Raw genomic sequence first — 19,716 nt, forward strand, 5'->3', positions numbered from 1 at the left:
TACGACTGACGTGACCGGCACCGTGACCCTGGCCGAAGGCACCGAGATGGTCATGCCCGGCGACAACGTGTCGTTCGGCGTCGAGCTGATCGCCCCGATCGCCATGGAAAACGGTCTGCGCTTCGCCATCCGCGAAGGCGGCCGCACCGTCGGCGCAGGCGTCGTGTCCAAAATCATCGAGTAAGGCGCGCCTGTCGCGCCGGGTTGCGGCAGGCGGTTATCCAAAGCGAAGCCAGCCGAAAGCAACTCGGTGAGAAACCGAAGAAGGCCGTCCCAATCCGGGGCGGCCTTTTTCGTTAAATCCCCAAAACATTGGTTGCACACATCTTGGTGTTGCACGCGAATACGCCAAGCTTGCGTTGAGTGGCGCCCCTCGACACAATTGCAGTCAGAAATGTCCTGTAGGGGAGGATAATGGGATGACCAAGCATGTTGAGATCGGCCGGACTGGGGTCAGGTTGCCGCAAATAGGGTTCGGTTCAACAGGGCTGGGAAGCATTCCACAGATATATGGATACGAAGTAGACGAAAGCCGTGCACTGGATACCATCAGGACAATTCTCCAACGTCCGGATGGCTTCATTGATACAGCGCGCGGGTATGCGTTGGGCCGAAGCGAAGAACGTATCGGGCAAGTCATTCGTGAGCTGGGCGGGTGGCCCGAGGGCCGGGTTCTGTCCACGAAACTGGACCGCGACATGGAGAGCAACAGGTTTGATGCGACACAAGCGCGAAGGTCGCTTGAAGCAAGCCTTGAAGCCCTTGGCGTCGACCAGGTGGATGTTCTTCACCTTCATGACCCTGAATACGCCGCAGATCTTTCCGAAGTGACCGGCACGGGCGGCGCGCTTGATGAGCTGTTTCGGATGAAGGAAGAGGGCTTGGCCAAAGCTGTGGGGCTTGCCGGTGGTCGAATTGACGTCCTGATGCCTATGCTACGCGATCGTGAGTTCGACGTCCTTCTGACGCACAACAGGCATACAGTCGTCAACATGAATTCCGCTCCGTTGATTGAACTTGCGCGTTCCAAGGGAGTGACCGTTCTGAATGCGGCGCCTTATTCCGGAGGAATATTGGCCAAGGGAAGTTCCGCTCATCATTTCTACGTATATCAGCCTGCAACCGAAGCTGTTCTGGGCCCGGTTCGTGCGGTCGAGAGTATCTGTTCCCGCTACGATGTCCCGTTGGGGGCGCTAGCGTTGCAATTCTCGGTCAAAAACGCAGATATAGCTTCGACAATCTGCGGCGCGACATGGCCGCAGCACGTGGACCAGACATTCGAATGGGCCGACTGGTCTATCCCGGGTGCGGTCTGGACAGAGCTGGCGGAATTGGGGAAATCCCAAATGGATCCTGAAGCCGGGTAGGGTCTTCAAGATTCAGCGCGGCGGCCTATCACTTGTTGGACAATCCGCATTTGGGGCTTGGTGGCATTTCCCCCTTGCCAAACAGCGCCAACCCCACTAAACCGCGCGAGTTCTCGGTGAGAACGTGAAGGCGGGGTGATTCCCGCCTTTTGGGTTCGATGAGGGTTGGCGATGAGCGCCCGTCCTCCTCTCAACTCCAACGCCTGAAAAAAGGCTGTTAATATGCAAAGCCAAAACATCCGTATTCGGCTGAAGGCATTTGACTATCGCGTCCTGGATGCCAGCACGCAAGAGATCGTCAACACTGCAAAGCGGACCGGCGCGAACGTGCGCGGCCCGATCCCGCTGCCGAACAAGATCGAGAAGTTCACGGTTCTCCGTGGCCCTCACGTTGACAAGAAATCCCGCGATCAGTTCGAGATCCGTACGCACAAGCGTCTCTTGGACATCGTAGATCCGACCCCCCAGACCGTGGACGCGCTGATGAAGCTCGACCTGGCCGCTGGTGTGGACGTCGAGATCAAGCTGCAGTCGTAAGATCGGAGGGTATTGATGATGCGCTCTGGTATTATCGCAAAAAAAGTCGGCATGACCCGCCTGTTCATGGAAGACGGCAAGCAGATCCCTGTGACCGTTCTTCACCTGGACAATCTGCAGGTCGTTGCACAGCGTACCGCTGACAAAGACGGCTACACCGCCGTTCAGCTGGGCGCCGGTGCCGCCAAGGCAAAACGCACCTCGAAGGCCATGCGCGGCCACTTCGCCGCCGCCAAGGTCGAGCCCAAGCGCAAGCTGGCCGAGTTCCGCGTGTCGGAAGACGCGCTGATCGAAGTGGGCGCCGAGATCTCGGCAGATCACTTCCTGGCTGGTCAGAAAGTTGACGTTTCGGGCACCTCGATCGGTAAAGGCTTTGCCGGTGCAATGAAGCGCCACAACTTCGGTGGTCTGCGCGCCTCGCACGGTGTTTCGATCAGCCACCGTTCGCACGGTTCGACCGGTCAGTGTCAGGACCCGGGCAAGGTGTTCAAAGGCAAGAAGATGGCCGGTCACATGGGTGCTGCCCGTGTTACCACCCAGAACCTCGAGGTTGTCAAAACCGACGCCGACCGTGGTCTGGTCTTCATCAAAGGCGCCGTTCCCGGACCGAAATCGGGCTGGGTTACCGTCAAGGACGCCGTCAAGAAGAAAGCACCGGAAGGCCTGCCTTTCCCGGCTGCTGTGAAATCGGCTGCAACCGAAGCACCTGCGGAAGAAGCACCCGCGGAAGGTGGTGAAGCATGAAACTTGATGTAATCAAACTGGACGGCAAGAAAGCCGGCAACATCGAGCTGGATGCGGACCTGTTCGGCCTGGAGCCGCGCGCGGACATCCTGCACCGTGTGGTCCGTTGGCAGCGCAACAACGCGCAGGCTGGCACCCACAAGGTGAAGACCCGCTCGGAAACCAGCTACTCGACCAAGAAGATCTATCGCCAGAAGGGCACCGGTGGCGCACGTCACGGTGACCGCAACGCGCCGATCTTCCGCAAGGGTGGCATCTACAAGGGTCCGACCCCGCGTTCGCACGGCCACGACCTGCCGAAGAAGTTCCGCAAGCTGGGCCTGCGCCACGCACTGTCGGCCAAGGCCAAAGCCGGTGAGCTGGTCGTGATCGAAAGCGCCGAAGCCGAAGGCAAGACCGCCGCACTGGCCAAGCAGGTTGCAAACCTGGGCTGGAAGCGCGCTCTGGTCATCGACGGCGCCACCGTGAACGAAGGGTTCGCCCGCGCAGCCCGCAACATCGAAGGTCTGGATATCCTGCCGTCGATGGGCGCAAACGTCTATGACATCCTCAAGCGTGACACCCTGGTGCTCACCAAAGCGGCTGTCGAAGCACTGGAGGCTCGACTGAAATGAGCGCGAAGGCAGAACACTACGACGTGATCCGCAAGCCGATCATCACCGAGAAAACGACCATGGCCTCTGAGAACGGCGCGGTTGTCTTTGAAGTGGCGATCGACAGCAACAAGCCGCAGATCAAAGAGGCCGTCGAGGCGCTGTTTGGTGTGAAGGTCAAGGCGGTGAACACCACCGTGACCAAAGGCAAGGTCAAGCGATTCCGCGGCCAGCTGGGCAAGCGGAAAGACGTCAAAAAGGCCTATGTGACCCTGGAAGAGGGCAACACCATCGACGTGACCACCGGTCTCTGATCGGATCCGTCTTTGGAGAGAGATGAAGCCCCCGCCGAAAGGCGGGGGTTTTTTTGTGTATGCAAATGTATCTTCCGGTTTGAAAAAATCCTGGTTTTCGTGCATTCGAGCATTGTGCGTCAAACTGACAAAGTTTTACGTCGTAAACGACTCGGGTGTGTGAAGAGGCACTTTGGTGTCAGAGAAAATTGGCAGGCATGGACATAACCCGGAAAACAAAAGTAGTTTTCTTGCATCGCAAAGGGCAGACCGGTGCCGGGTCAAAAATCATGCGTTGCGACCAGTTGAGCGAAATGTGCCGGCAACACTTAGGGGACGCATTTGAGTTTTCCGTAGTTTCACAGCGCCCGCTGCGCAACGACGCAGCGATCCGGGAGACATGCAAGGCGTTAAATGACTGCATAGTTATCCTGCTGAAAGGCACTGCCAGCATGTTTGGCGAAGAAGGAATGTATAAACTCAGCCGAAATGCCCGAGCCGTTTGCATAGACTATGTAGATGCGGATATTTCTGGAAGCTTCTCCAAGTTTGCGGATGTGCATATTGGGGCATCTAGGGTGGGGTGCCAGATGCTGCAGCGCATGCTTGACAAGTGCGGGGGTGAGGCCAGCGGTGGGCAAGTCATGCACTTGACCCATCACACGGATCCTCGACTGCTGGGCAGGAGGTGCCGCCGGTTGGATAAAGTGAGCGCGGGGTATCTTGGACACTCCGCCAATGTGTATCTCCCTGGAGAGGTGAAAAAGCGGGTTCGCGTCTTAGACTACGCGCGCGACAGCAAAATCGGCGATACATTTGACGCTTTGTGCGACTTCAACATGCACTATTGCGTCAGACCACCGGCTCGACGACGGCGAACATGGCAAATAGCCAAGCCATTCACAAAAGGCTTCACTGCCGCAGCATTGGGCGCTGTAGTAATAACATCGCGGGACACGGATGACGCAGTACATTATCTGGGCGAAGACTATCCGTTCCTTCTTGAGTCTTTGGACGAGGCCGAAATTATCGAGGCTTTTGACAAGGCTGACAGCCTGCTTGGAACCTTGACATGGAAGGAGGCCTTAGATCGGATGGAATTCGTGCGCTCCAGATCGTCTCCGGAGTGGATCATGCAGGAAATGCGTCGGATTCTTTCTACGTTCACCTAGTCCGATCCGCTAACTAATTTTAATATGGTCGAACACGTTGTCTGATTGAGTGTCCCCTCTAGACACCCACCCCCAACCCTGCTAAACGCACCCAATCTTGCGGCCTCGGATTCGTTCCGGGGCCTCTGATATTTGCAACCGGGGACCTTCGGGGCCCTATAACCTGGGCACCTACGGGGGCCTCTCACATAGCGGGGATTGATCCTCGCGCTTGCTAAACGGAAGACAGAAAGCATGGCACTCAAGTCGTACAAACCGACGACGCCGGGCCAGCGCGGGCTGGTGCTGATCGACCGTTCGGAGCTTTGGAAAGGACGTCCGGTCAAGTCTCTCACTGAGGGTTTGACCAAATCGGGCGGCCGGAACAACACCGGACGGATCACTTCACGCCGCCGTGGCGGTGGCGCAAAGCGTCTCTACCGGATCGTTGACTTCAAACGGAACAAACTGGATGTGGCGGCAACCGTCGAGCGGATCGAATACGACCCGAACCGGACCGCATTCATCGCACTGATCAAATATGACGACGGCGAGCAGGCCTATATCCTGGCGCCGCAGCGTCTGGCGGTTGGCGACAAAGTCATCGCTTCGGCCAAGGCCGACATCAAGCCCGGCAACGCGATGCCGTTCTCGGGTATGCCGATCGGTACCATCGTGCACAACATCGAGATGAAGCCCGGCAAGGGCGGTCAGATCGCGCGTGCAGCGGGCACCTACGCCCAGTTCGTCGGCCGCGATGGCGGCTATGCCCAGATCCGTCTGAGCTCGGGCGAGCTGCGCATGGTGCGCCAAGAATGCATGGCCACCGTCGGTGCCGTGTCGAACCCCGACAACAGCAACCAGAACCTCGGCAAAGCCGGTCGTATGCGCCACAAGGGCGTGCGTCCGTCGGTCCGTGGTGTTGCCATGAACCCGATCGATCACCCCCACGGTGGTGGTGAAGGCCGGACCTCGGGTGGCCGTACGCCGGTTACGCCTTGGGGTAAGGACACCAAGGGTAAGCGTACCCGCAACAAGAACAAAGCGTCCCAGAAGCTGATCATCCGCTCGCGGCACGCCAAGAAGAAAGGGCGTTAAGACATGTCTCGCTCTGTTTGGAAGGGTCCTTTCGTCGACGCTTACGTGCTGAAAAAAGCCGAAGCTGCGCGCGAGTCGGGCCGCAACGAAGTCATCAAGATCTGGTCGCGTCGTTCCACCATTCTGCCCCAGTTCGTGGGTCTGACCTTTGGTGTGTACAACGGCCAGAAGCATATCCCGGTAAACGTCTCGGAAGACATGATCGGTCAGAAGTTCGGTGAGTACTCGCCGACCCGGACCTATTATGGCCATGCCGCAGACAAAAAAGCGAAGCGGAAGTAAGTCATGGGCAAGGAAAAGAACCCCCGCCGCGTGGCTGAAAACGAAGCAATGGCAAAAACCCGTATGCTTCGCACCAGCCCGCAGAAACTGAACCTGGTTGCGCAAATGATCCGCGGCAAGAAAGTCGAGAAGGCTCTGACCGACCTGACTTTCTCGAACAAGCGTGTCGCGCAGGACGTAAAAAAGTGCCTGCAGTCCGCAATCGCGAACGCCGAAAACAACCACAACCTGGACGTGGACGAGCTGATCGTCGCCGAAGCATGGGTTGGCAAGAACCTGGTCATGAAGCGCGGTCGTCCGCGTGCCCGTGGCCGTTTCGGCAAGATCATGAAGCCGTTCTCGGAGATCACCATCAAGGTGCGTCAAGTTGAGGAGCAAGCCTAATGGGACATAAAGTCAATCCGATCGGCATGCGCCTTCAGGTCAACCGCACCTGGGACAGCCGTTGGTACGCAGATACCAAGGACTACGGTGATCTTCTGCTGGAAGACCTCAAGATCCGTGAGTTCATCAAGAAAGAGTGCAAGCAAGCCGGCATCGCCCGTGTGATCATCGAACGCCCGCACAAGAAGTGCCGCGTCACGATCCACACTGCGCGTCCCGGTGTCATCATCGGCAAGAAAGGCGCGGACATCGAAGTTCTGCGCAAGAAAATCGCGCAGATGACCGACAGCGAACTGCACCTGAACATCGTCGAAGTGCGCAAGCCGGAACTCGACGCGCAGCTGGTTGCCGAGTCGATCGCTCAGCAGCTGGAGCGCCGCGTTTCGTTCCGTCGCGCGATGAAGCGGTCGGTTCAGAACGCCATGCGCATGGGCGCCCTGGGTATCCGGGTGAACGTCGCTGGTCGTCTGGGCGGCGCCGAAATCGCACGGACCGAGTGGTACCGCGAAGGCCGCGTGCCTCTGCACACCCTGCGTGCCGACATCGATTACGCACATGCCGAAGCGATGACTCCCTACGGGATCATCGGGATCAAGGTCTGGATCTTCAAAGGTGAGATCATGGAGCACGATCCGCAGGCACGTGACCGTAAAGCACAGGAACTCCAGGACGGCCCTGCACCTCGTGGTGCTGGTGGCGGTCGTCGCTAAGGAGGGAAAGATATGCTTCAACCAAAGCGTACAAAATTCCGCAAGATGCACAAAGGCCGGATCAAGGGCGAAGCCAAAGGCGGCTCTGATCTGAACTTTGGCACCTACGGTCTGAAGGCCCTGCAGCCCGAGCGCGTGACTGCACGCCAGATCGAAGCTGCTCGTCGTGCCATGACCCGTCACATGAAGCGTCAAGGTCGCGTCTGGATCCGGATCTTCCCGGATACCCCCGTGACCTCGAAGCCTACCGAAGTCCGTATGGGTAAAGGTAAAGGCTCGGTCGACTATTGGGCAGCCAAAGTGAAGCCCGGTCGCGTGATGTTCGAGATCGACGGCGTCAACGATGAAATCGCGCGCGAGGCTCTGCGCCTGGCTGCGATGAAGCTGCCGATCAAGACCCGCGTGGTGGTCCGCGAGGACTGGTAAACCGGTCTTGCCAAGACTTCAGAAAACCCCGCCGAACCGGCGGGGTTTTTTGTTTTTCGGATGGTTTGGGTTAGGCTCCGCTTCAGCTTTTGATATTTTGGAAAAGCCTAGAACAGGGGGCCTCAAATGGTTTCGACGTCAGAGATAGAAAAGATTGACGACGGCTTCTTTGCCGCACTGAACGCTATGTTCGAGGGTGACGTTGTACCGATGGAGGCGCTGTGGTCGCATGCGGACGATGTCATCTATATGGGGCCGTCACCCGATCTGTTCCACGTTGGGTGGAAAGTCACGGATCAGGATTGGATCGCGCAGGGTCGGACGCATCTGGGCGGGTCGATCAAAGTGCTGAACCGGCATGTTGTGGTTGGGGATACGCTTGCCACTGTGCATCATGTCGCCGAGGCATCGGGGCAGGGCGATGGGGCCGGTATCCGGATGCGCGGCACGAATGTCTATCGCCTTGAAGGTGGAGCGTGGAAGCTGATCGCGCATCACAGCGACCCGTTGCCCTATATTGACTTGTGACAGCAGCAGGGGTTTTCCAAATTCGAAGAAAGTTCCTCTATCGCGCCTGGGCGTCGAATAGGGTAATGGACGCCCATGGCACAGATTGAATCACTCTTCGTTACCCGTCTCTACCGCGCCGCTCTGTCTGAGTTCGATCCAAGGATCGATCCGGAGGAGCTGGAGAACTCGTGCCTTGTCATTGCTGAGGATGACGAGGCCGGGCAGGAGTGGTGCGAAAAAAACGGCTATCCGGGTTACACCAGCTATGCCTCGTTGACTGATCTGCCCTGGCGGTTTCCGATCTTTCAGGACTTGGTGAAGACTTTGGATCAGCACGTGGCTGCATTCGCAAAAGACCTTGAGTTTGATCTCGATGACCGGGAATTGAAGCTGGAGGATCTTTGGATCAACATCCTGCCCGAGGGTGGAATGCATGCCAGCCACATCCATCCGCACAGTGTGATTTCTGGAACGACATATGTGTCAATGCCGGAAGGCGCCAGCGCGCTGAAGCTGGAGGACCCCCGCTCGGGCCGCATGATGGCCGCGCCGGTGCGCCACAAGGGCGCCCGACGCGAATTGCAGCCCTTCATTTATATGAAGCCGAAGGTCGGCGACGTTCTGCTGTGGGAAAGCTGGCTGCGCCACGAGGTGCCCATGAACATGGCCGAAGAAGAACGGATTTCGGTGAGTTTTAACTATAAGTGGGAGTGAACTCCTTGGGTCGTATTCAACTGCCGGCATTGTGCCGGTTTGATCTGCGCCCATAGGCGACGACTGTCGTCGTCCTGCGAACCGAAATCGATGCGTGACCGAAAGCCCCATTCCGCAGCCGTTCTCTGGCGCCGGTCGGTTCGAGATGCCTATACCTTCCCTGTGAAAATAAAGGCAGGTCCAGCGCAAGCCCCCTTTTGATCAGCTCCGCGCCGATGTCCTGCCCATTGGGTAGGTATGCAATTCCAACTAACCGGTCATAGGATGTTTCGCCGTTCAGCTTGACGGTAATCTCCTGACCCTTGCAGATTTCGACCATCGTCCACTTTGCCTTTAGGCCCCATGGCATGTCCAGCTCGGGCGCATCAATGCCGGCTAGACGGATCTTTGTTCCACGGACAATGATTGTGTCGCCATCGATCACATAAGCGCGCCCCGTCAGAACGCGGTTGGAGGGAACAACACTCGGCTGTTGTCGCGGGATTGCGCGGTTCCGTGTGGAGGCTTGCGGAGGTTTTTGATGGCCTCTATGACGGGCGACAAGGCGTGGCTTTCTTGATTTTAAAACAACTAGAAGTGCCGCAAACCCAATTAGGACAACCAGTTCCATTTTTTCCACCGTTCCTAAGTCAGCGGGATAAAGATACTTCAAGGGTTTCACGTGTCTTTTGAGTTTCGGCCAAACCCGTTTCCACAGAAGACAACGCGCAAGTGGTCAGGTTCTGACGTGACCCGTTGGTTGCCCGGTTCTGGTTGCAAAACTTCCTCTTGCCACCAACCCACCAAACCCTTATACGGCGGCATCCTGCGGTCTCCCGGCGTTGTCGGGCGATTCGCATGTCTATCATTCATCCACCAGGTCCAAGGTGACCCGTGTACGGGGCCTTCTGGTGTTTTGAGCAAAGGAAAAGGCGATGAACGCCCAAGAACTGCGTGAAAAGACCCCGGACCAGCTCCGCGAGGAACTGGCCAACCTGAAGAAAGAAAGCTTCAACCTGCGCTTTCAACAGGCCACCGGTCAGCTGGAAAACACTGCTGGTATCAAAGCGGCCCGCCGCAATGCTGCCCGCGTCAAAACCATTCTGAACGAAAAGGCCGCTGCCGCGGCATCCGAGGAGTAATCAGATGCCCAAGCGTATCCTGCAAGGCACCGTGACCAGCGACGCCAACGAACAGACCATCACTGTTCTGGTCGAGCGCCGTTTCAAGCACCCTCTGCTGCAGAAAACCGTTCGTAAGTCCAAGAAATACCGGGCTCACGACGAAAAGAACGCCTTCAAGGTCGGCGACACCGTACGCATCATCGAATGCGCGCCGAAATCGAAGACGAAACGTTGGGAGGTTCTGGAGGCCTAAGCCTCCGGGATTTTTCCATTTGTCGAAACCCTGGGGGATTTAACAAGACCAGCCCCCACAGGTCGGGAGAAACCACATGATCCAGATGCAGACCAATCTGGATGTCGCTGACAACTCTGGCGCCCGCCGAGTTCAGTGCATCAAGGTCCTGGGTGGTTCCAAGCGTAAATACGCCTCCGTCGGCGACATCATTGTCGTCTCGGTGAAGGAAGCCATCCCGCGCGGCCGCGTGAAGAAAGGTGATGTCCGCAAGGCCGTCGTCGTGCGCACCGCCAAAGAAGTCCGTCGCGAAGACGGCACCGCGATCCGCTTCGATCGCAACGCCGCCGTCATCCTGAACAACAACAACGAGCCCGTCGGCACCCGTATCTTCGGCCCCGTTGTTCGTGAACTGCGCGCGAAGAACTTCATGAAGATCATCTCGCTGGCTCCGGAGGTGCTGTAATCATGGCTGCTAAACTCCGCAAAGGCGACAAGGTCGTCGTGCTGGCCGGCAAGGACAAGGGCAAAGAGGGGACTATCACCTCGGTCGACCCCAAAGCCGGCAAAGCTGTCGTTGATGGCGTGAACATCGCCATTCGCCACACCCGCCAGTCGCAAACGTCGCAAGGTGGCCGCCTGCCCAAAGCTCTGCCGATCGACCTGTCGAACCTGGCCCTGCTGGACAAGAACGGCAAGGCAACCCGCGTCGGCTTCCGCATGGAAGGTGACAAGAAGGTTCGTTACGCCAAGACCACGGGGGACGTGATCGATGCTTGATGCTGCAACCTACACCCCGCGTCTGAAAGCTCAGTACGCTGAAACCATCCGTGCCGCTCTGAAAGAAGAGTTCGGCTACAAGAACGATATGCAGATCCCCAAGCTGGAGAAGATCGTTCTGAACATCGGCTGTGGTGCCGAGGCGGTGAAGGACTCGAAGAAGGCGAAAGCCGCGGTCGAGGATCTGACGGCGATCGCCGGTCAGAAGGCCGTTTCGACCAAGGCGAAGAAGTCGATCGCGGGTTTCCGCGTCCGTGAAGACATGCCGCTGGGCGCCAAGGTGACCCTGCGCGGCGACCGGATGTACGAATTCCTGGACCGTCTGATCACCATCGCGATGCCTCGCGTACGTGACTTCCGCGGTGTGAAACCGTCCTTCGATGGCCGTGGCAACTTTGCCATGGGCATGAAAGAGCACATCGTGTTCCCGGAAATCGACTTCGACAAGGTCGACGAGGTCTGGGGCATGGACATCGTAATTGCCACCACAGCGAAAACCGACGCTGAAGCAAAGGCACTGTTGAAAGCTTTCAACATGCCGTTCAACGCGTAAGCGCCGGGAGGATTGAGACATGGCTAAAAAAGCAATGATCGAACGCGAGAAGAAGCGCGCACGCCTGGTGGCACAGTATGCCGAAAAGCGTGCGGCTCTGAAAGAGATCGCGAATGACGAGAGCAAGCCGATGGAAGAGCGTTTCAAAGCGCGTCTGAAACTGGCGAAACTGCCGCGCAACAGCTCGGCTACCCGTCTGCACAACCGTTGTCAGCTGACCGGTCGTCCCCACGCTTACTACCGTAAGCTGAAGGTCAGCCGTATCGCGCTGCGCGAGCTGGGTTCTGCTGGTCAGATCCCCGGCATGGTGAAATCGAGCTGGTAAGGGAGAGACAGATATGAACGATCCTATCGGCGATATGCTCACCCGCATCCGCAACGCGCAAATGCGCGGCAAGTCCACCGTGATCACTCCGGCGTCGAAACTGCGCGCCTGGGTTCTGGACGTGCTGGCGGACGAAGGCTATATCCGCGGCTATGAAAAGACGACCGGTGAAAACGGTCATCCGGCTCTGGAAATCAGCCTGAAATACTACGAAGGCACCCCTGTCATTCGCGAACTGAAGCGGGTCTCGAAGCCCGGCCGTCGCGTATACATGGGCGTCAATGACATCCCGCAGGTTCGTCAGGGCCTGGGCGTGTCGATTGTCAGCACTCCGAAAGGTGTGATGTCGGACGCAAACGCTCGCTCCAACAATGTTGGCGGCGAAGTGCTCTGCACCGTCTTCTAAGGAGGTCTGCAATGTCTCGTATTGGTAAGAAACCGGTCGAGCTGCCCAGCGGCGTTACCGCCTCTGTGTCGGGTCAGACCATCGAAGTCAAAGGTCCGAAAGGCACCCGCAGCTTCACCGCAACCGATGACGTCACCCTGACGGTCGAAGACAACGTGGTCAAAATCGACCCGCGTGGTTCGTCCAAGCGTGCTCGTCAGCAGTGGGGCATGAGCCGCACCATGGTCGCCAACCTGGTGACCGGTGTGACCGAAGGCTTCAAGAAGGAACTGGAAATCCAGGGTGTGGGTTACCGCGCTCAGATGCAGGGCAACACCCTGAAGCTGAACCTGGGCTACAGCCACGATGTTGATTTCGTTGCTCCGGAAGGTGTCACCATCACCGCGCCAAAGCAGACCGAGATCGTTGTGGAAGGCATCGACCAGCAGCTGGTGGGCGAAACCGCGGCGAAAATCCGCGAGTGGCGCCGTCCCGAGCCGTACAAAGGCAAAGGCATCCGCTACAAGGGCGAGTTCATCTTCCGCAAGGAAGGCAAGAAGAAGTAAGGACGAACACAATGGCAAACAGCAAAAGAACCCTGTTTCTGAAGCGCCGCCTGCGCGTTCGGAACAAACTTCGCAAGGTCAACGCGGGTCGTCCGCGTCTGTCCGTACACCGTTCGAACAAGAACATCTCTGTTCAGCTGATCGACGACGTACGTGGCGTGACCCTGGCCTCGGCCTCGACCCTGGAAAAGGATCTGGGCGTTGTCGGCAAGAACAACATCGAAGCGGCCACCAAAGTGGGCGCAGCCATCGCCGAGCGGGCCAAGAAGGCCGGCGTCGAAGAGGCTTATTTCGATCGTGGTGGCTTCCTGTTCCACGGCAGGGTGAAGGCAGTTGCCGACGCCGCGCGTGAAGGTGGCCTGAAAATCTAAGACCTGTGGGCGGGTTTCGATCCGCCCCGATGATCCGGGGGCCTCGGCGTCAGTCGAGGCTCACTTGGATTGAAGAAAACGGCGCCAAGCGCCACATGAGAAAAGGGATGCCAAATGGCAGAACGTGAAAACCGTCGGGGCCGTGGCCGCGACCGTGAAGAAGCACCGGAATTTGCCGATCGTCTGGTCGCAATCAACCGCGTGTCGAAAACCGTAAAAGGTGGTAAGCGCTTTGGCTTCGCCGCTCTGGTGGTTGTTGGCGATCAGAAAGGCCGCGTGGGCTTTGGAAAAGGTAAAGCGAAAGAAGTACCTGAAGCCATCCGCAAGGCGACCGAGCAAGCCAAGCGTCAGATGATCCGCGTGCAGCTGCGCGAAGGCCGGACCCTGCACCACGACATCGAGGGCCGTCACGGCGCCGGTAAAGTGGTCATGCGCACCGCGCCGGAAGGTACCGGTATCATCGCCGGTGGTCCGATGCGTGCTGTGTTCGAAATGCTGGGCGTGAAGGACGTTGTGTCCAAGTCGCTGGGCTCGCAGAACCCGTACAACATGATCCGCGCCACCATCGACGGCCTGAAGAAAGAACAGAGCCCGCGTTCGGTTGCCGCGCGTCGTGGCAAGAAGGTCGCCGATATCCTGCCCAAGCGGGATGAAGCACCGGCTGAAGCCGAAGCGTAAGGAGAGCGAGCAATGGCAAAAACCATCGTCGTCAAGCAGATCGGTTCCCCGATCCGTCGCCCCGCCGAACAGCGCGCAACCCTGATCGGTCTGGGCCTGAACAAGATGCACAAGACCCGCGAATTGGAAGACACTCCGTCGATCCGCGGCATGGTCAACAAGATCCCGCATCTGGTTGAGATCATCGAAGAGCGCGGCTAAGCGCCAACTTCGAAAGCCTAATGAACGCCTCCGATCTGATCGGGGGCGTTTTCATTTTTGGCCGTCGCTTGTGCGGAATTTCGGAAGACCGCCTTTTGCGGTGAACTTGGCCAAGGCCTGGTCAGGAACTCGCAGGTAGACACCTTTTTGCCCTCTGTCCTGACCTAAAAATTAAAACATAGCCAAACGGCTAACTTTTTCTTGACGTGGGCGGTGCGTTGAAATACTTAGCCTTATGGCTAACAAACTCGATACATTTTTTTCTGCGCTGGCCGATCCGACCCGGCGTGCTGTGATCGAACGGCTGATCACTGGCCCAGCGGCCGTGTCAGAGCTGCACGAAGCGCACGACATGGCTCTTCCTTCGTTTCTGAAGCATCTCGGCAAACTGGAATCCGCGGGAATGATCCGTTCGGAGAAGATCGGTCGGGTTCGCATGTTGCATATCGAAGCCGCCCCGATCGCCGAGGCGGAAGGTTGGTTGAAACAACAACGTCACCTCTGGGAAGGCCGGCTGGATCGCCTGTCTGCACTTGCCGAGCAAATTGAGAAGGAATCCGATGATGGCTGATTACGAAACTTTGATCCTGGAACGCGAGATTGCCTGCGCTCCCGACCGGCTGTTTCAGGTGTTGACCGACCGCGAGTTACGCCAGAAATGGGCCGCACCAGACGATGAAAGCGTAGTTCTGATTGATGTGTTCGACTGTCGACCCGGAGGCCGTGAGGAAACGCGGTGTGGACCGAAAGAAGCGCCCGAGTTCAATACGACCAGCCTGTTCCACGTGGTCTCGCCGGAATTTCTTTCATTGACTGAAACACTGGTCATTCAGGGAGAGTTGGTCTCGGTCTCGCTGTGCGGACACGAAATCATGCCGAATGGCCAAGGCAGTACGCTGCGCGTCACGTTGCAGATCACAAGCCTGGCCGGGCCAGAACTATTTCAGGACTACAAAGGTGGCTGGTCTGCTGCTTTGGACAACCTGTCCCGGCTTGCGGCCGGTAGCGGTCACTCCTGATTTGCGCCGCTATGCCAAAAATGCATAGCGGCCAGTCCAAAACCATCGTTGTTAGCGATAACTGAACTCCCTATCTCAACCCTGTCCAAGACAGGAACCAAGTAAGTGACATCGGGGAATACGCCCCGACATTCGAAAGGAAATAAGATAATGGCACACACAGCGACACTGACACATGGCGGCTTCAACCTGACCGCCCGTATCGCAAACCTGATCGAGCGCGTGAAAGAAAACCGCGCCCGGGCCAGCGAATACACCCGCACGTATACCGAGTTGCAGCGTCTGAGCGACCGCGAGTTGAACGACATCGGCATCCGCCGGTGCGACATCGCCGACATCGCCCGCGAGCACGCCTACTGCTCGTAAGATACGGGACGACAACATATGAAGCAGAGGCGCCCAAGTGGCGCCTCTTTTGTGTTTACGGATCCCACACGGGCAGGAAAATAGTTGCTACCACAACTGCGACGTTGCGCGGCGCCGGGAATTGGGTCACTCCAATGCAGGCAAGCCGTCAAGGCATGAACACATTGGGCAGAGAGGGCAGAACATGGCACGGGACTTCCAGATTGCAATGCTGTGGGTCGAGGGGCCGCTCAGCTTTTTGGAACTGCTGTGCATCCAGTCTTACCTGGATATGGGCCACAGCGTGCGGCTTTATACCTATAGCAATGTGACGAACATCCCCGAGGGTGTCGAGCACCGTGATGCCCGCGAGATCCTGCCGGATTCCGAATTTATCACTCATGAGCGTACCAATAGCCCCGCGCCGCATTCCGACAAGTTCCGCTACCGGATGCTGGCTCAGGAGCCCGACCTGATCTGGGCCGACACCGATGCCTATTGCCTGAAACCCTATTCAACGGCGAATGGTCATTACTATGGGTATCTCGAGGGTGAGGTGGCGATTGGGGTTCTGGGCCTGCCGCAGGACAGTGAAACTCTGGCCAAGCTGATCGAGTACACGAATGATCCCTACCTTATTCCTCCTTGGTTACCGCCGCGCCACCGCCGACCGCTGGAAGAGGCGCGGGACGCCGGGAACCCGACCAACGTTCCCGAGGTGTTGTGGGGCGTGTGGGGGCCAAAGGCATTCACCTGGGCGCTGAAGGAAACAGGCGAGATAAAATACGCCCTGCCAGAGCATGTTTTTTACCCGATCAACTTTTCGCGGCGCCGGGCCCTTGCCCGGCCGAACGAAAATCTTGACCGGTTTTTTCACGAGGATACCGTCTCGATCCATCTATACGGGCGCCGGATGCGGGCGATCATGCGCAAGAACCACGGTGGAATACCACATCCCGACAGCCTGGTCGGGCGACTTGTGGCCAAACATGGAATTGTGCCCCAAGATGCGCCCATTGCTGGCCGCGACGACTGAGCCGCTGCTGCCGGGCAATCAAAACTTGCAACTCGGGGCGCGAGGCTGTACTGCGCTCCGGTGGCGTGTTTGCCACGAGAATCAAACCAAGAAATGCCGTGTTTGGCCCATCACGCTTCGGGGTCATATCCGGCTTAGGAGAAGCGACATGAAACTGCACGAATTGCGCGACAATCCCGGCGCCGTCAAGAAACGCACCCGCGTTGGCCGTGGTCCCGGCTCTGGCAAGGGTAAAATGGGTGGCCGCGGTATCAAAGGCCAGAAATCTCGTTCGGGTGTGGCCATCAACGGCTACGAAGGCGGCCAGATGCCGCTGTATCAGCGCCTGCCCAAGCGCGGCTTCAACAAGCCGAACCGCAAAGAATTTGCCGTCATCAACCTGGGCCTGATCCAGAAATTCGTCGACGCCGGCAAACTGGACGTTAAATCGGCCATCACCGAGGACGCACTGGTCGCCTCGGGTCTGGTGCGCCGCAAGCTGGACGGTATCCGCGTTCTGGCCAAAGGCGAAATCAGCGCCAAGCTGAACCTGGAAGTGACCGGCGCCTCGAAAGCGGCGATCGAAGCCGTGGAAAAAGCGGGCGGCTCACTGAAGGTCACAAAAGCCGCTGCGGCAGAGTAAGCGCTTGTGAGCGGGCGCCGACCCGCTTACATAGACCTCAGAGTTTTCCAAGACGCCGCCCGAGCCGGAAAACGGTTCCGGGCGGCGTTTTCATAAGAGAGACCGATTTATGGTATCAGCAGCAGAACAAATGGCAGCCAACACAAGCTGGGCTGCTCTGGGCAAGGCCACCGATCTGCGCAACCGCATCCTGTTCACGCTGGGTTTGCTGATCGTCTATCGTCTGGGCACCTTCATTCCGGTGCCGGGGATCGACGGTCAGGCGCTGCGCGAGTTCATGGAACAAGCGGGGCAGGGCATCGGTGGGATGGTTTCGATGTTCACCGGCGGGGCGCTTGGGCGGATGGGTATCTTTGCCCTCGGCATCATGCCCTATATCTCGGCATCGATCATCGTACAGCTGCTGACCTCGATGGTGCCCGCGCTCGAACAGCTCAAGAAAGAGGGCGAGCAGGGCCGCAAGAAGATCAACCAGTACACCCGTTTCGGAACCGTCGCGCTGGCCACCGTTCAGGCCTATGGCTTGGCGGTTTCGCTGGAATCGGGCGATTTGGCTACCGATCCGGGTCTGTATTTCCGCCTGTCGACGATGATCACTCTGGTCGGTGGCACCATGTTCCTGATGTGGCTGGGTGAACAGATCACCGCGCGCGGCATCGGCAACGGCATCTCGCTGATCATTTTCGTCGGCATCATCGCCGAGGTTCCGGCCGCGCTGGCCCAGTTCCTTGCCTCGGGCCGTTCGGGCGCGATCAGCCCGGCCGTGATCGTCGGCGTGATCGTGATGGTGATCGCCGTTATCACCTTCGTGGTGTTCATGGAACGCGCGCTGCGCAAGATCCACATCCAGTACCCGCGCCGCAATGTCGGCATGAAGGTCTATGAGGGCGGCTCGAGCCACCTGCCGGTCAAGGTCAACCCGGCCGGCGTGATTCCGGCGATCTTCGCCAGCTCGCTGCTGCTGCTGCCGGTCACGATCTCGACCTTTTCGTCGGGCGCTGCAAACGGACCGATCATGTCGTGGCTGCTGGCCAATTTCGGACCGGGACAGCCGCTTTATCTGCTGTTCTTTGCGTCGATGATCGTGTTCTTTGCCTACTTCTACACGTTCAACGTGTCGTTCAAACCGGATGACGTGGCGGACAACCTGAAAAAGCAGAACGGCTTTGTGCCCGGCATTCGCCCTGGCAAAAAGACCGCCGAATATCTGGAATACGTGGTCAACCGCGTGCTGGTGCTGGGTTCGGCCTATCTTGCGGCGGTCTGCCTGCTGCCTGAAATTCTGCGCGGCCAGTTCGCCATTCCGTTCTATTTCGGCGGCACCTCGGTTCTGATCATCGTCTCTGTGACCATGGACACGATCCAACAGGTTCAGAGCCACCTGCTGGCGCATCAATACGAAGGGCTGATCGAAAAGTCTCAGTTGCGCGGTAAAGGCAAGAAACGCGGCAGGAAGGGACCCGCTCGTCGATGAATATCATTCTTCTGGGCCCCCCGGGGGCAGGCAAGGGTACGCAAGCACGTCACCTGGTTGAAACGCGGGGCATGATTCAGCTCAGCACCGGTGACATGCTGCGCGAGGCCCGCAGCTCGGGAACCGAGATGGGCAAGAAGGTGGCCGCGATCATGGACGCGGGAAAGCTTGTCACCGACGAGATCGTGATTGGCCTGATCGAAGAGAAACTGACCACTGAAAAGGGCGCAGGCTTCATCTTCGACGGCTTCCCGCGCACCTTGGCCCAGGCTGACGCCTTGTCGGCCCTTCTGACCAAGCTGGGCCAGTCGCTGCACACCGTGATCGAAATGCGCGTGGATGACGAGGCCCTAGTTGATCGGATCACTGCCCGGTCGACCTGTGGCGGTTGCGGCGAGGTCTACAATGACAAGACCAAACCGATCCCGGCCGATGGTAAATGCACCAATTGCGGCAAGGAAAACGATTTCGTCCGTCGTGCCGACGACAACGAGGAAAGTCTGCGCACCCGGCTTATGGAGTATTACAAGAAGACCTCGCCGTTGATTGGCTATTACTATGCCAAGGGCGATCTTCGGCCGGTGAACGGGCTGGCGGACATCAAGGAAGTCCGGGCCTCGATCGCAGCCATATTGGGTTAAGCTTGCAAAGGGCTTGACGCCAAGCGCAAAAGCCCATATCGACCCCCATCCCTTTGGGGAATCAATCGCGCACGCGGGATTCGCTCCGCTTGTATAGACCACCTCGAATAATGCTGAACCCTCTGGCCACACTGCCACGGTTAGGCGTTGTGAAAAAAGGTTCTGGAACTACGGAACCGCAACGAAAGGAAAGTGACACGTGGCACGTATTGCCGGCGTAAACATCCCGACTGCAAAGCGGGTACCAATCGCCCTCACATATATCACCGGTATCGGCAACACCTCGGCCAAAGCGATCTGCGAAGCCGTTGGCATCGACACGACCCGTCGCGTCAATGAACTGTCGGATGCCGAAGTTCTGGCCATCCGCGAATACATCGACGCGAACTTCACTGTCGAAGGTGACCTGCGTCGCGAAGTTCAGATGAACATCAAGCGTCTGATGGACCTGGGCTGCTATCGCGGTCTGCGTCACCGCCGCAACCTGCCGGTTCGCGGTCAGCGTACCCACACCAACGCTCGTACCCGCAAAGGCCCCGCAAAGGCCATTGCTGGTAAGAAGAAATAAGGGAGGGT

At 58.1% G+C, this 19,716-nt stretch carries 34 protein-coding genes; 33 read left to right on the forward strand and 1 reads right to left on the reverse strand.

The window, feature by feature from the left end:
- The 14 genes from ACR0BA_RS17520 to ACR0BA_RS17585 form a co-directional block, all read left to right on the forward strand.
- On the forward strand, positions 1 to 184 hold a 184-nt coding region (locus tag ACR0BA_RS17520; protein WP_480727422.1), incomplete at its 5' end, for an EF-Tu C-terminal domain-related protein.
- A 235-nt stretch (positions 185 to 419) separates the two neighbouring features.
- The gene (locus tag ACR0BA_RS17525; RefSeq protein ID WP_480729207.1) at positions 420 to 1,367 is read left to right on the forward strand and encodes an aldo/keto reductase; all 948 of its coding nucleotides are present in this window, start codon (positions 420 to 422) and stop codon (positions 1,365 to 1,367) included.
- A gap of 222 nt (positions 1,368 to 1,589) precedes the next feature.
- Positions 1,590 to 1,904 carry a 30S ribosomal protein S10 gene (rpsJ, locus tag ACR0BA_RS17530; protein WP_008756422.1) on the forward strand — a complete coding sequence of 105 codons (315 nt, stop codon included), beginning with the start codon at positions 1,590 to 1,592 and terminating at the stop codon, positions 1,902 to 1,904.
- An 18-nt stretch (positions 1,905 to 1,922) separates the two neighbouring features.
- Complete coding sequence (gene rplC / locus ACR0BA_RS17535; protein ID WP_170343454.1) at positions 1,923 to 2,648, forward strand: 50S ribosomal protein L3; 726 nt, start codon at positions 1,923 to 1,925, stop codon at positions 2,646 to 2,648.
- On the forward strand, positions 2,645 to 3,262 hold the full coding sequence (gene rplD / locus ACR0BA_RS17540) for a 50S ribosomal protein L4 (RefSeq protein WP_170436561.1): 618 nt from the start codon (positions 2,645 to 2,647) through the stop codon (positions 3,260 to 3,262). The genes rplC and rplD overlap by 4 nt, the downstream gene beginning before the upstream one ends.
- Positions 3,259 to 3,555, forward strand: coding sequence for a 50S ribosomal protein L23 (locus tag ACR0BA_RS17545; RefSeq protein ID WP_093965341.1), 297 nt, complete (start codon positions 3,259 to 3,261; stop codon positions 3,553 to 3,555). The genes rplD and ACR0BA_RS17545 overlap by 4 nt, the downstream gene beginning before the upstream one ends.
- Before the next feature lie 197 nt (positions 3,556 to 3,752).
- A complete protein-coding gene (locus tag ACR0BA_RS17550; RefSeq protein ID WP_170526384.1) occupies positions 3,753 to 4,706 on the forward strand; it encodes a hypothetical protein in 954 nt (317 codons plus the stop codon).
- A 234-nt stretch (positions 4,707 to 4,940) separates the two neighbouring features.
- Complete coding sequence (gene rplB, locus ACR0BA_RS17555) at positions 4,941 to 5,783, forward strand: 50S ribosomal protein L2 (protein WP_093965344.1); 843 nt, start codon at positions 4,941 to 4,943, stop codon at positions 5,781 to 5,783.
- A gap of 3 nt (positions 5,784 to 5,786) precedes the next feature.
- Positions 5,787 to 6,065: a 30S ribosomal protein S19 gene (gene rpsS, locus ACR0BA_RS17560; protein WP_005980699.1), complete on the forward strand. Its 279-nt coding sequence runs from the start codon at positions 5,787 to 5,789 to the stop codon at positions 6,063 to 6,065.
- A 3-nt stretch (positions 6,066 to 6,068) separates the two neighbouring features.
- Complete coding sequence (gene rplV, locus ACR0BA_RS17565) at positions 6,069 to 6,449, forward strand: 50S ribosomal protein L22 (protein WP_039538267.1); 381 nt, start codon at positions 6,069 to 6,071, stop codon at positions 6,447 to 6,449.
- Positions 6,449 to 7,159, forward strand: coding sequence for a 30S ribosomal protein S3 (gene rpsC / locus ACR0BA_RS17570; protein WP_093965346.1), 711 nt, complete (start codon positions 6,449 to 6,451; stop codon positions 7,157 to 7,159). The genes rplV and rpsC overlap by 1 nt, the downstream gene beginning before the upstream one ends.
- Before the next feature lie 12 nt (positions 7,160 to 7,171).
- Positions 7,172 to 7,585, forward strand: a complete 414-nt coding sequence (rplP, locus tag ACR0BA_RS17575; RefSeq protein ID WP_005980704.1) for a 50S ribosomal protein L16 — start codon at positions 7,172 to 7,174, stop codon at positions 7,583 to 7,585.
- Between the two features lie 126 nt (positions 7,586 to 7,711).
- A complete protein-coding gene (locus ACR0BA_RS17580; RefSeq protein WP_170392163.1) occupies positions 7,712 to 8,113 on the forward strand; it encodes a YybH family protein in 402 nt (133 codons plus the stop codon).
- A gap of 75 nt (positions 8,114 to 8,188) precedes the next feature.
- On the forward strand, positions 8,189 to 8,809 hold the full coding sequence (locus tag ACR0BA_RS17585) for a 2OG-Fe(II) oxygenase family protein (protein WP_170445966.1): 621 nt from the start codon (positions 8,189 to 8,191) through the stop codon (positions 8,807 to 8,809).
- A gap of 16 nt (positions 8,810 to 8,825) precedes the next feature.
- Here the strand turns inward: ACR0BA_RS17585 and ACR0BA_RS17590 are convergent, their stop codons facing one another.
- The gene (locus tag ACR0BA_RS17590; RefSeq protein ID WP_170343459.1) at positions 8,826 to 9,461 is read right to left on the reverse strand and encodes a thermonuclease family protein; all 636 of its coding nucleotides are present in this window, start codon (positions 9,459 to 9,461) and stop codon (positions 8,826 to 8,828) included.
- A gap of 262 nt (positions 9,462 to 9,723) precedes the next feature.
- Here ACR0BA_RS17590 and rpmC point away from each other — a divergent pair, with 262 nt between their 5' ends.
- The 19 genes from rpmC (at position 9,724) to rpsM (ending at position 19,708) form a co-directional block, all read left to right on the forward strand.
- Positions 9,724 to 9,930: a 50S ribosomal protein L29 gene (gene rpmC / locus ACR0BA_RS17595; protein WP_093965352.1), complete on the forward strand. Its 207-nt coding sequence runs from the start codon at positions 9,724 to 9,726 to the stop codon at positions 9,928 to 9,930.
- A gap of 4 nt (positions 9,931 to 9,934) precedes the next feature.
- Positions 9,935 to 10,165: a 30S ribosomal protein S17 gene (gene rpsQ, locus ACR0BA_RS17600; RefSeq protein WP_170342963.1), complete on the forward strand. Its 231-nt coding sequence runs from the start codon at positions 9,935 to 9,937 to the stop codon at positions 10,163 to 10,165.
- A 76-nt stretch (positions 10,166 to 10,241) separates the two neighbouring features.
- Positions 10,242 to 10,610, forward strand: a complete 369-nt coding sequence (rplN, locus tag ACR0BA_RS17605; protein ID WP_005621870.1) for a 50S ribosomal protein L14 — start codon at positions 10,242 to 10,244, stop codon at positions 10,608 to 10,610.
- A gap of 2 nt (positions 10,611 to 10,612) precedes the next feature.
- Entirely contained in the window at positions 10,613 to 10,924 is a 312-nt protein-coding gene (gene rplX / locus ACR0BA_RS17610; RefSeq protein WP_093965356.1) for a 50S ribosomal protein L24, read from the forward strand.
- A complete protein-coding gene (rplE, locus tag ACR0BA_RS17615; protein WP_093965358.1) occupies positions 10,917 to 11,477 on the forward strand; it encodes a 50S ribosomal protein L5 in 561 nt (186 codons plus the stop codon). Before rplX ends, rplE begins: the two co-directional genes overlap by 8 nt.
- A gap of 19 nt (positions 11,478 to 11,496) precedes the next feature.
- Positions 11,497 to 11,802, forward strand: a complete 306-nt coding sequence (gene rpsN / locus ACR0BA_RS17620; RefSeq protein ID WP_093965360.1) for a 30S ribosomal protein S14 — start codon at positions 11,497 to 11,499, stop codon at positions 11,800 to 11,802.
- Positions 11,803 to 11,815: 13 nt separating this feature from the next.
- Positions 11,816 to 12,208: a 30S ribosomal protein S8 gene (gene rpsH, locus ACR0BA_RS17625; RefSeq protein ID WP_093965361.1), complete on the forward strand. Its 393-nt coding sequence runs from the start codon at positions 11,816 to 11,818 to the stop codon at positions 12,206 to 12,208.
- Between the two features lie 11 nt (positions 12,209 to 12,219).
- A complete protein-coding gene (rplF, locus tag ACR0BA_RS17630) occupies positions 12,220 to 12,753 on the forward strand; it encodes a 50S ribosomal protein L6 (protein WP_093965363.1) in 534 nt (177 codons plus the stop codon).
- An 11-nt stretch (positions 12,754 to 12,764) separates the two neighbouring features.
- Positions 12,765 to 13,124, forward strand: coding sequence for a 50S ribosomal protein L18 (gene rplR, locus ACR0BA_RS17635; RefSeq protein ID WP_170361687.1), 360 nt, complete (start codon positions 12,765 to 12,767; stop codon positions 13,122 to 13,124).
- Between the two features lie 114 nt (positions 13,125 to 13,238).
- Positions 13,239 to 13,802 carry a 30S ribosomal protein S5 gene (gene rpsE, locus ACR0BA_RS17640; protein ID WP_093965365.1) on the forward strand — a complete coding sequence of 188 codons (564 nt, stop codon included), beginning with the start codon at positions 13,239 to 13,241 and terminating at the stop codon, positions 13,800 to 13,802.
- 12 nt (positions 13,803 to 13,814) lie between these two features.
- Complete coding sequence (gene rpmD / locus ACR0BA_RS17645) at positions 13,815 to 14,003, forward strand: 50S ribosomal protein L30 (RefSeq protein WP_093965366.1); 189 nt, start codon at positions 13,815 to 13,817, stop codon at positions 14,001 to 14,003.
- Between the two features lie 235 nt (positions 14,004 to 14,238).
- Entirely contained in the window at positions 14,239 to 14,574 is a 336-nt protein-coding gene (locus ACR0BA_RS17650; RefSeq protein ID WP_170342961.1) for an ArsR/SmtB family transcription factor, read from the forward strand.
- Complete coding sequence (locus ACR0BA_RS17655; RefSeq protein WP_170361684.1) at positions 14,567 to 15,022, forward strand: SRPBCC domain-containing protein; 456 nt, start codon at positions 14,567 to 14,569, stop codon at positions 15,020 to 15,022. The genes ACR0BA_RS17650 and ACR0BA_RS17655 overlap by 8 nt, the downstream gene beginning before the upstream one ends.
- 150 nt (positions 15,023 to 15,172) lie before the next feature.
- Complete coding sequence (locus tag ACR0BA_RS17660; RefSeq protein WP_170343462.1) at positions 15,173 to 15,388, forward strand: DUF1127 domain-containing protein; 216 nt, start codon at positions 15,173 to 15,175, stop codon at positions 15,386 to 15,388.
- 184 nt (positions 15,389 to 15,572) lie between these two features.
- Complete coding sequence (locus ACR0BA_RS17665; RefSeq protein ID WP_244952485.1) at positions 15,573 to 16,403, forward strand: hypothetical protein; 831 nt, start codon at positions 15,573 to 15,575, stop codon at positions 16,401 to 16,403.
- Positions 16,404 to 16,551: 148 nt separating this feature from the next.
- Positions 16,552 to 17,025, forward strand: a complete 474-nt coding sequence (rplO, locus tag ACR0BA_RS17670; RefSeq protein ID WP_170342955.1) for a 50S ribosomal protein L15 — start codon at positions 16,552 to 16,554, stop codon at positions 17,023 to 17,025.
- A 109-nt stretch (positions 17,026 to 17,134) separates the two neighbouring features.
- Positions 17,135 to 18,499 carry a preprotein translocase subunit SecY gene (gene secY, locus ACR0BA_RS17675; protein WP_093965375.1) on the forward strand — a complete coding sequence of 455 codons (1,365 nt, stop codon included), beginning with the start codon at positions 17,135 to 17,137 and terminating at the stop codon, positions 18,497 to 18,499.
- Complete coding sequence (locus ACR0BA_RS17680) at positions 18,496 to 19,140, forward strand: adenylate kinase (RefSeq protein ID WP_170343464.1); 645 nt, start codon at positions 18,496 to 18,498, stop codon at positions 19,138 to 19,140. The genes secY and ACR0BA_RS17680 overlap by 4 nt, the downstream gene beginning before the upstream one ends.
- 199 nt (positions 19,141 to 19,339) lie before the next feature.
- Positions 19,340 to 19,708, forward strand: coding sequence for a 30S ribosomal protein S13 (rpsM, locus tag ACR0BA_RS17685; RefSeq protein ID WP_093965378.1), 369 nt, complete (start codon positions 19,340 to 19,342; stop codon positions 19,706 to 19,708).
- Positions 19,709 to 19,716: the final 8 nt, after the last annotated feature.

The sequence above is a fragment of the Ruegeria sp. CI5 genome (assembly GCF_056536885.1).

Coding starts and splice junctions, on each gene's coding strand:
- rplB (WP_093965344.1), top strand. CDS start 4,941: ATGGCACTCAAGTCGTACAAACCGACGACGCCGGGCCAGCGCGGGCTG.
- ACR0BA_RS17545 (WP_093965341.1), top strand. CDS start 3,259: ATGAGCGCGAAGGCAGAACACTACGACGTGATCCGCAAGCCGATCATC.
- rpsN (WP_093965360.1), top strand. CDS start 11,497: ATGGCTAAAAAAGCAATGATCGAACGCGAGAAGAAGCGCGCACGCCTG.
- ACR0BA_RS17660 (WP_170343462.1), top strand. CDS start 15,173: ATGGCACACACAGCGACACTGACACATGGCGGCTTCAACCTGACCGCC.
- rpmC (WP_093965352.1), top strand. CDS start 9,724: ATGAACGCCCAAGAACTGCGTGAAAAGACCCCGGACCAGCTCCGCGAG.
- ACR0BA_RS17585 (WP_170445966.1), top strand. CDS start 8,189: ATGGCACAGATTGAATCACTCTTCGTTACCCGTCTCTACCGCGCCGCT.
- rplE (WP_093965358.1), top strand. CDS start 10,917: ATGCTTGATGCTGCAACCTACACCCCGCGTCTGAAAGCTCAGTACGCT.
- rplC (WP_170343454.1), top strand. CDS start 1,923: ATGCGCTCTGGTATTATCGCAAAAAAAGTCGGCATGACCCGCCTGTTC.
- rplV (WP_039538267.1), top strand. CDS start 6,069: ATGGGCAAGGAAAAGAACCCCCGCCGCGTGGCTGAAAACGAAGCAATG.
- rpsJ (WP_008756422.1), top strand. CDS start 1,590: ATGCAAAGCCAAAACATCCGTATTCGGCTGAAGGCATTTGACTATCGC.
- rpsQ (WP_170342963.1), top strand. CDS start 9,935: ATGCCCAAGCGTATCCTGCAAGGCACCGTGACCAGCGACGCCAACGAA.
- rplN (WP_005621870.1), top strand. CDS start 10,242: ATGATCCAGATGCAGACCAATCTGGATGTCGCTGACAACTCTGGCGCC.
- ACR0BA_RS17665 (WP_244952485.1), top strand. CDS start 15,573: ATGGCACGGGACTTCCAGATTGCAATGCTGTGGGTCGAGGGGCCGCTC.
- rpsS (WP_005980699.1), top strand. CDS start 5,787: ATGTCTCGCTCTGTTTGGAAGGGTCCTTTCGTCGACGCTTACGTGCTG.
- rplO (WP_170342955.1), top strand. CDS start 16,552: ATGAAACTGCACGAATTGCGCGACAATCCCGGCGCCGTCAAGAAACGC.
- ACR0BA_RS17525 (WP_480729207.1), top strand. CDS start 420: ATGACCAAGCATGTTGAGATCGGCCGGACTGGGGTCAGGTTGCCGCAA.
- rpsE (WP_093965365.1), top strand. CDS start 13,239: ATGGCAGAACGTGAAAACCGTCGGGGCCGTGGCCGCGACCGTGAAGAA.
- ACR0BA_RS17650 (WP_170342961.1), top strand. CDS start 14,239: ATGGCTAACAAACTCGATACATTTTTTTCTGCGCTGGCCGATCCGACC.
- ACR0BA_RS17550 (WP_170526384.1), top strand. CDS start 3,753: ATGGACATAACCCGGAAAACAAAAGTAGTTTTCTTGCATCGCAAAGGG.
- rplD (WP_170436561.1), top strand. CDS start 2,645: ATGAAACTTGATGTAATCAAACTGGACGGCAAGAAAGCCGGCAACATC.
- rplX (WP_093965356.1), top strand. CDS start 10,613: ATGGCTGCTAAACTCCGCAAAGGCGACAAGGTCGTCGTGCTGGCCGGC.
- rpmD (WP_093965366.1), top strand. CDS start 13,815: ATGGCAAAAACCATCGTCGTCAAGCAGATCGGTTCCCCGATCCGTCGC.
- ACR0BA_RS17580 (WP_170392163.1), top strand. CDS start 7,712: ATGGTTTCGACGTCAGAGATAGAAAAGATTGACGACGGCTTCTTTGCC.
- ACR0BA_RS17655 (WP_170361684.1), top strand. CDS start 14,567: ATGGCTGATTACGAAACTTTGATCCTGGAACGCGAGATTGCCTGCGCT.
- rplR (WP_170361687.1), top strand. CDS start 12,765: ATGGCAAACAGCAAAAGAACCCTGTTTCTGAAGCGCCGCCTGCGCGTT.
- rpsH (WP_093965361.1), top strand. CDS start 11,816: ATGAACGATCCTATCGGCGATATGCTCACCCGCATCCGCAACGCGCAA.
- rplF (WP_093965363.1), top strand. CDS start 12,220: ATGTCTCGTATTGGTAAGAAACCGGTCGAGCTGCCCAGCGGCGTTACC.
- rplP (WP_005980704.1), top strand. CDS start 7,172: ATGCTTCAACCAAAGCGTACAAAATTCCGCAAGATGCACAAAGGCCGG.
- rpsC (WP_093965346.1), top strand. CDS start 6,449: ATGGGACATAAAGTCAATCCGATCGGCATGCGCCTTCAGGTCAACCGC.
- ACR0BA_RS17680 (WP_170343464.1), top strand. CDS start 18,496: ATGAATATCATTCTTCTGGGCCCCCCGGGGGCAGGCAAGGGTACGCAA.
- secY (WP_093965375.1), top strand. CDS start 17,135: ATGGTATCAGCAGCAGAACAAATGGCAGCCAACACAAGCTGGGCTGCT.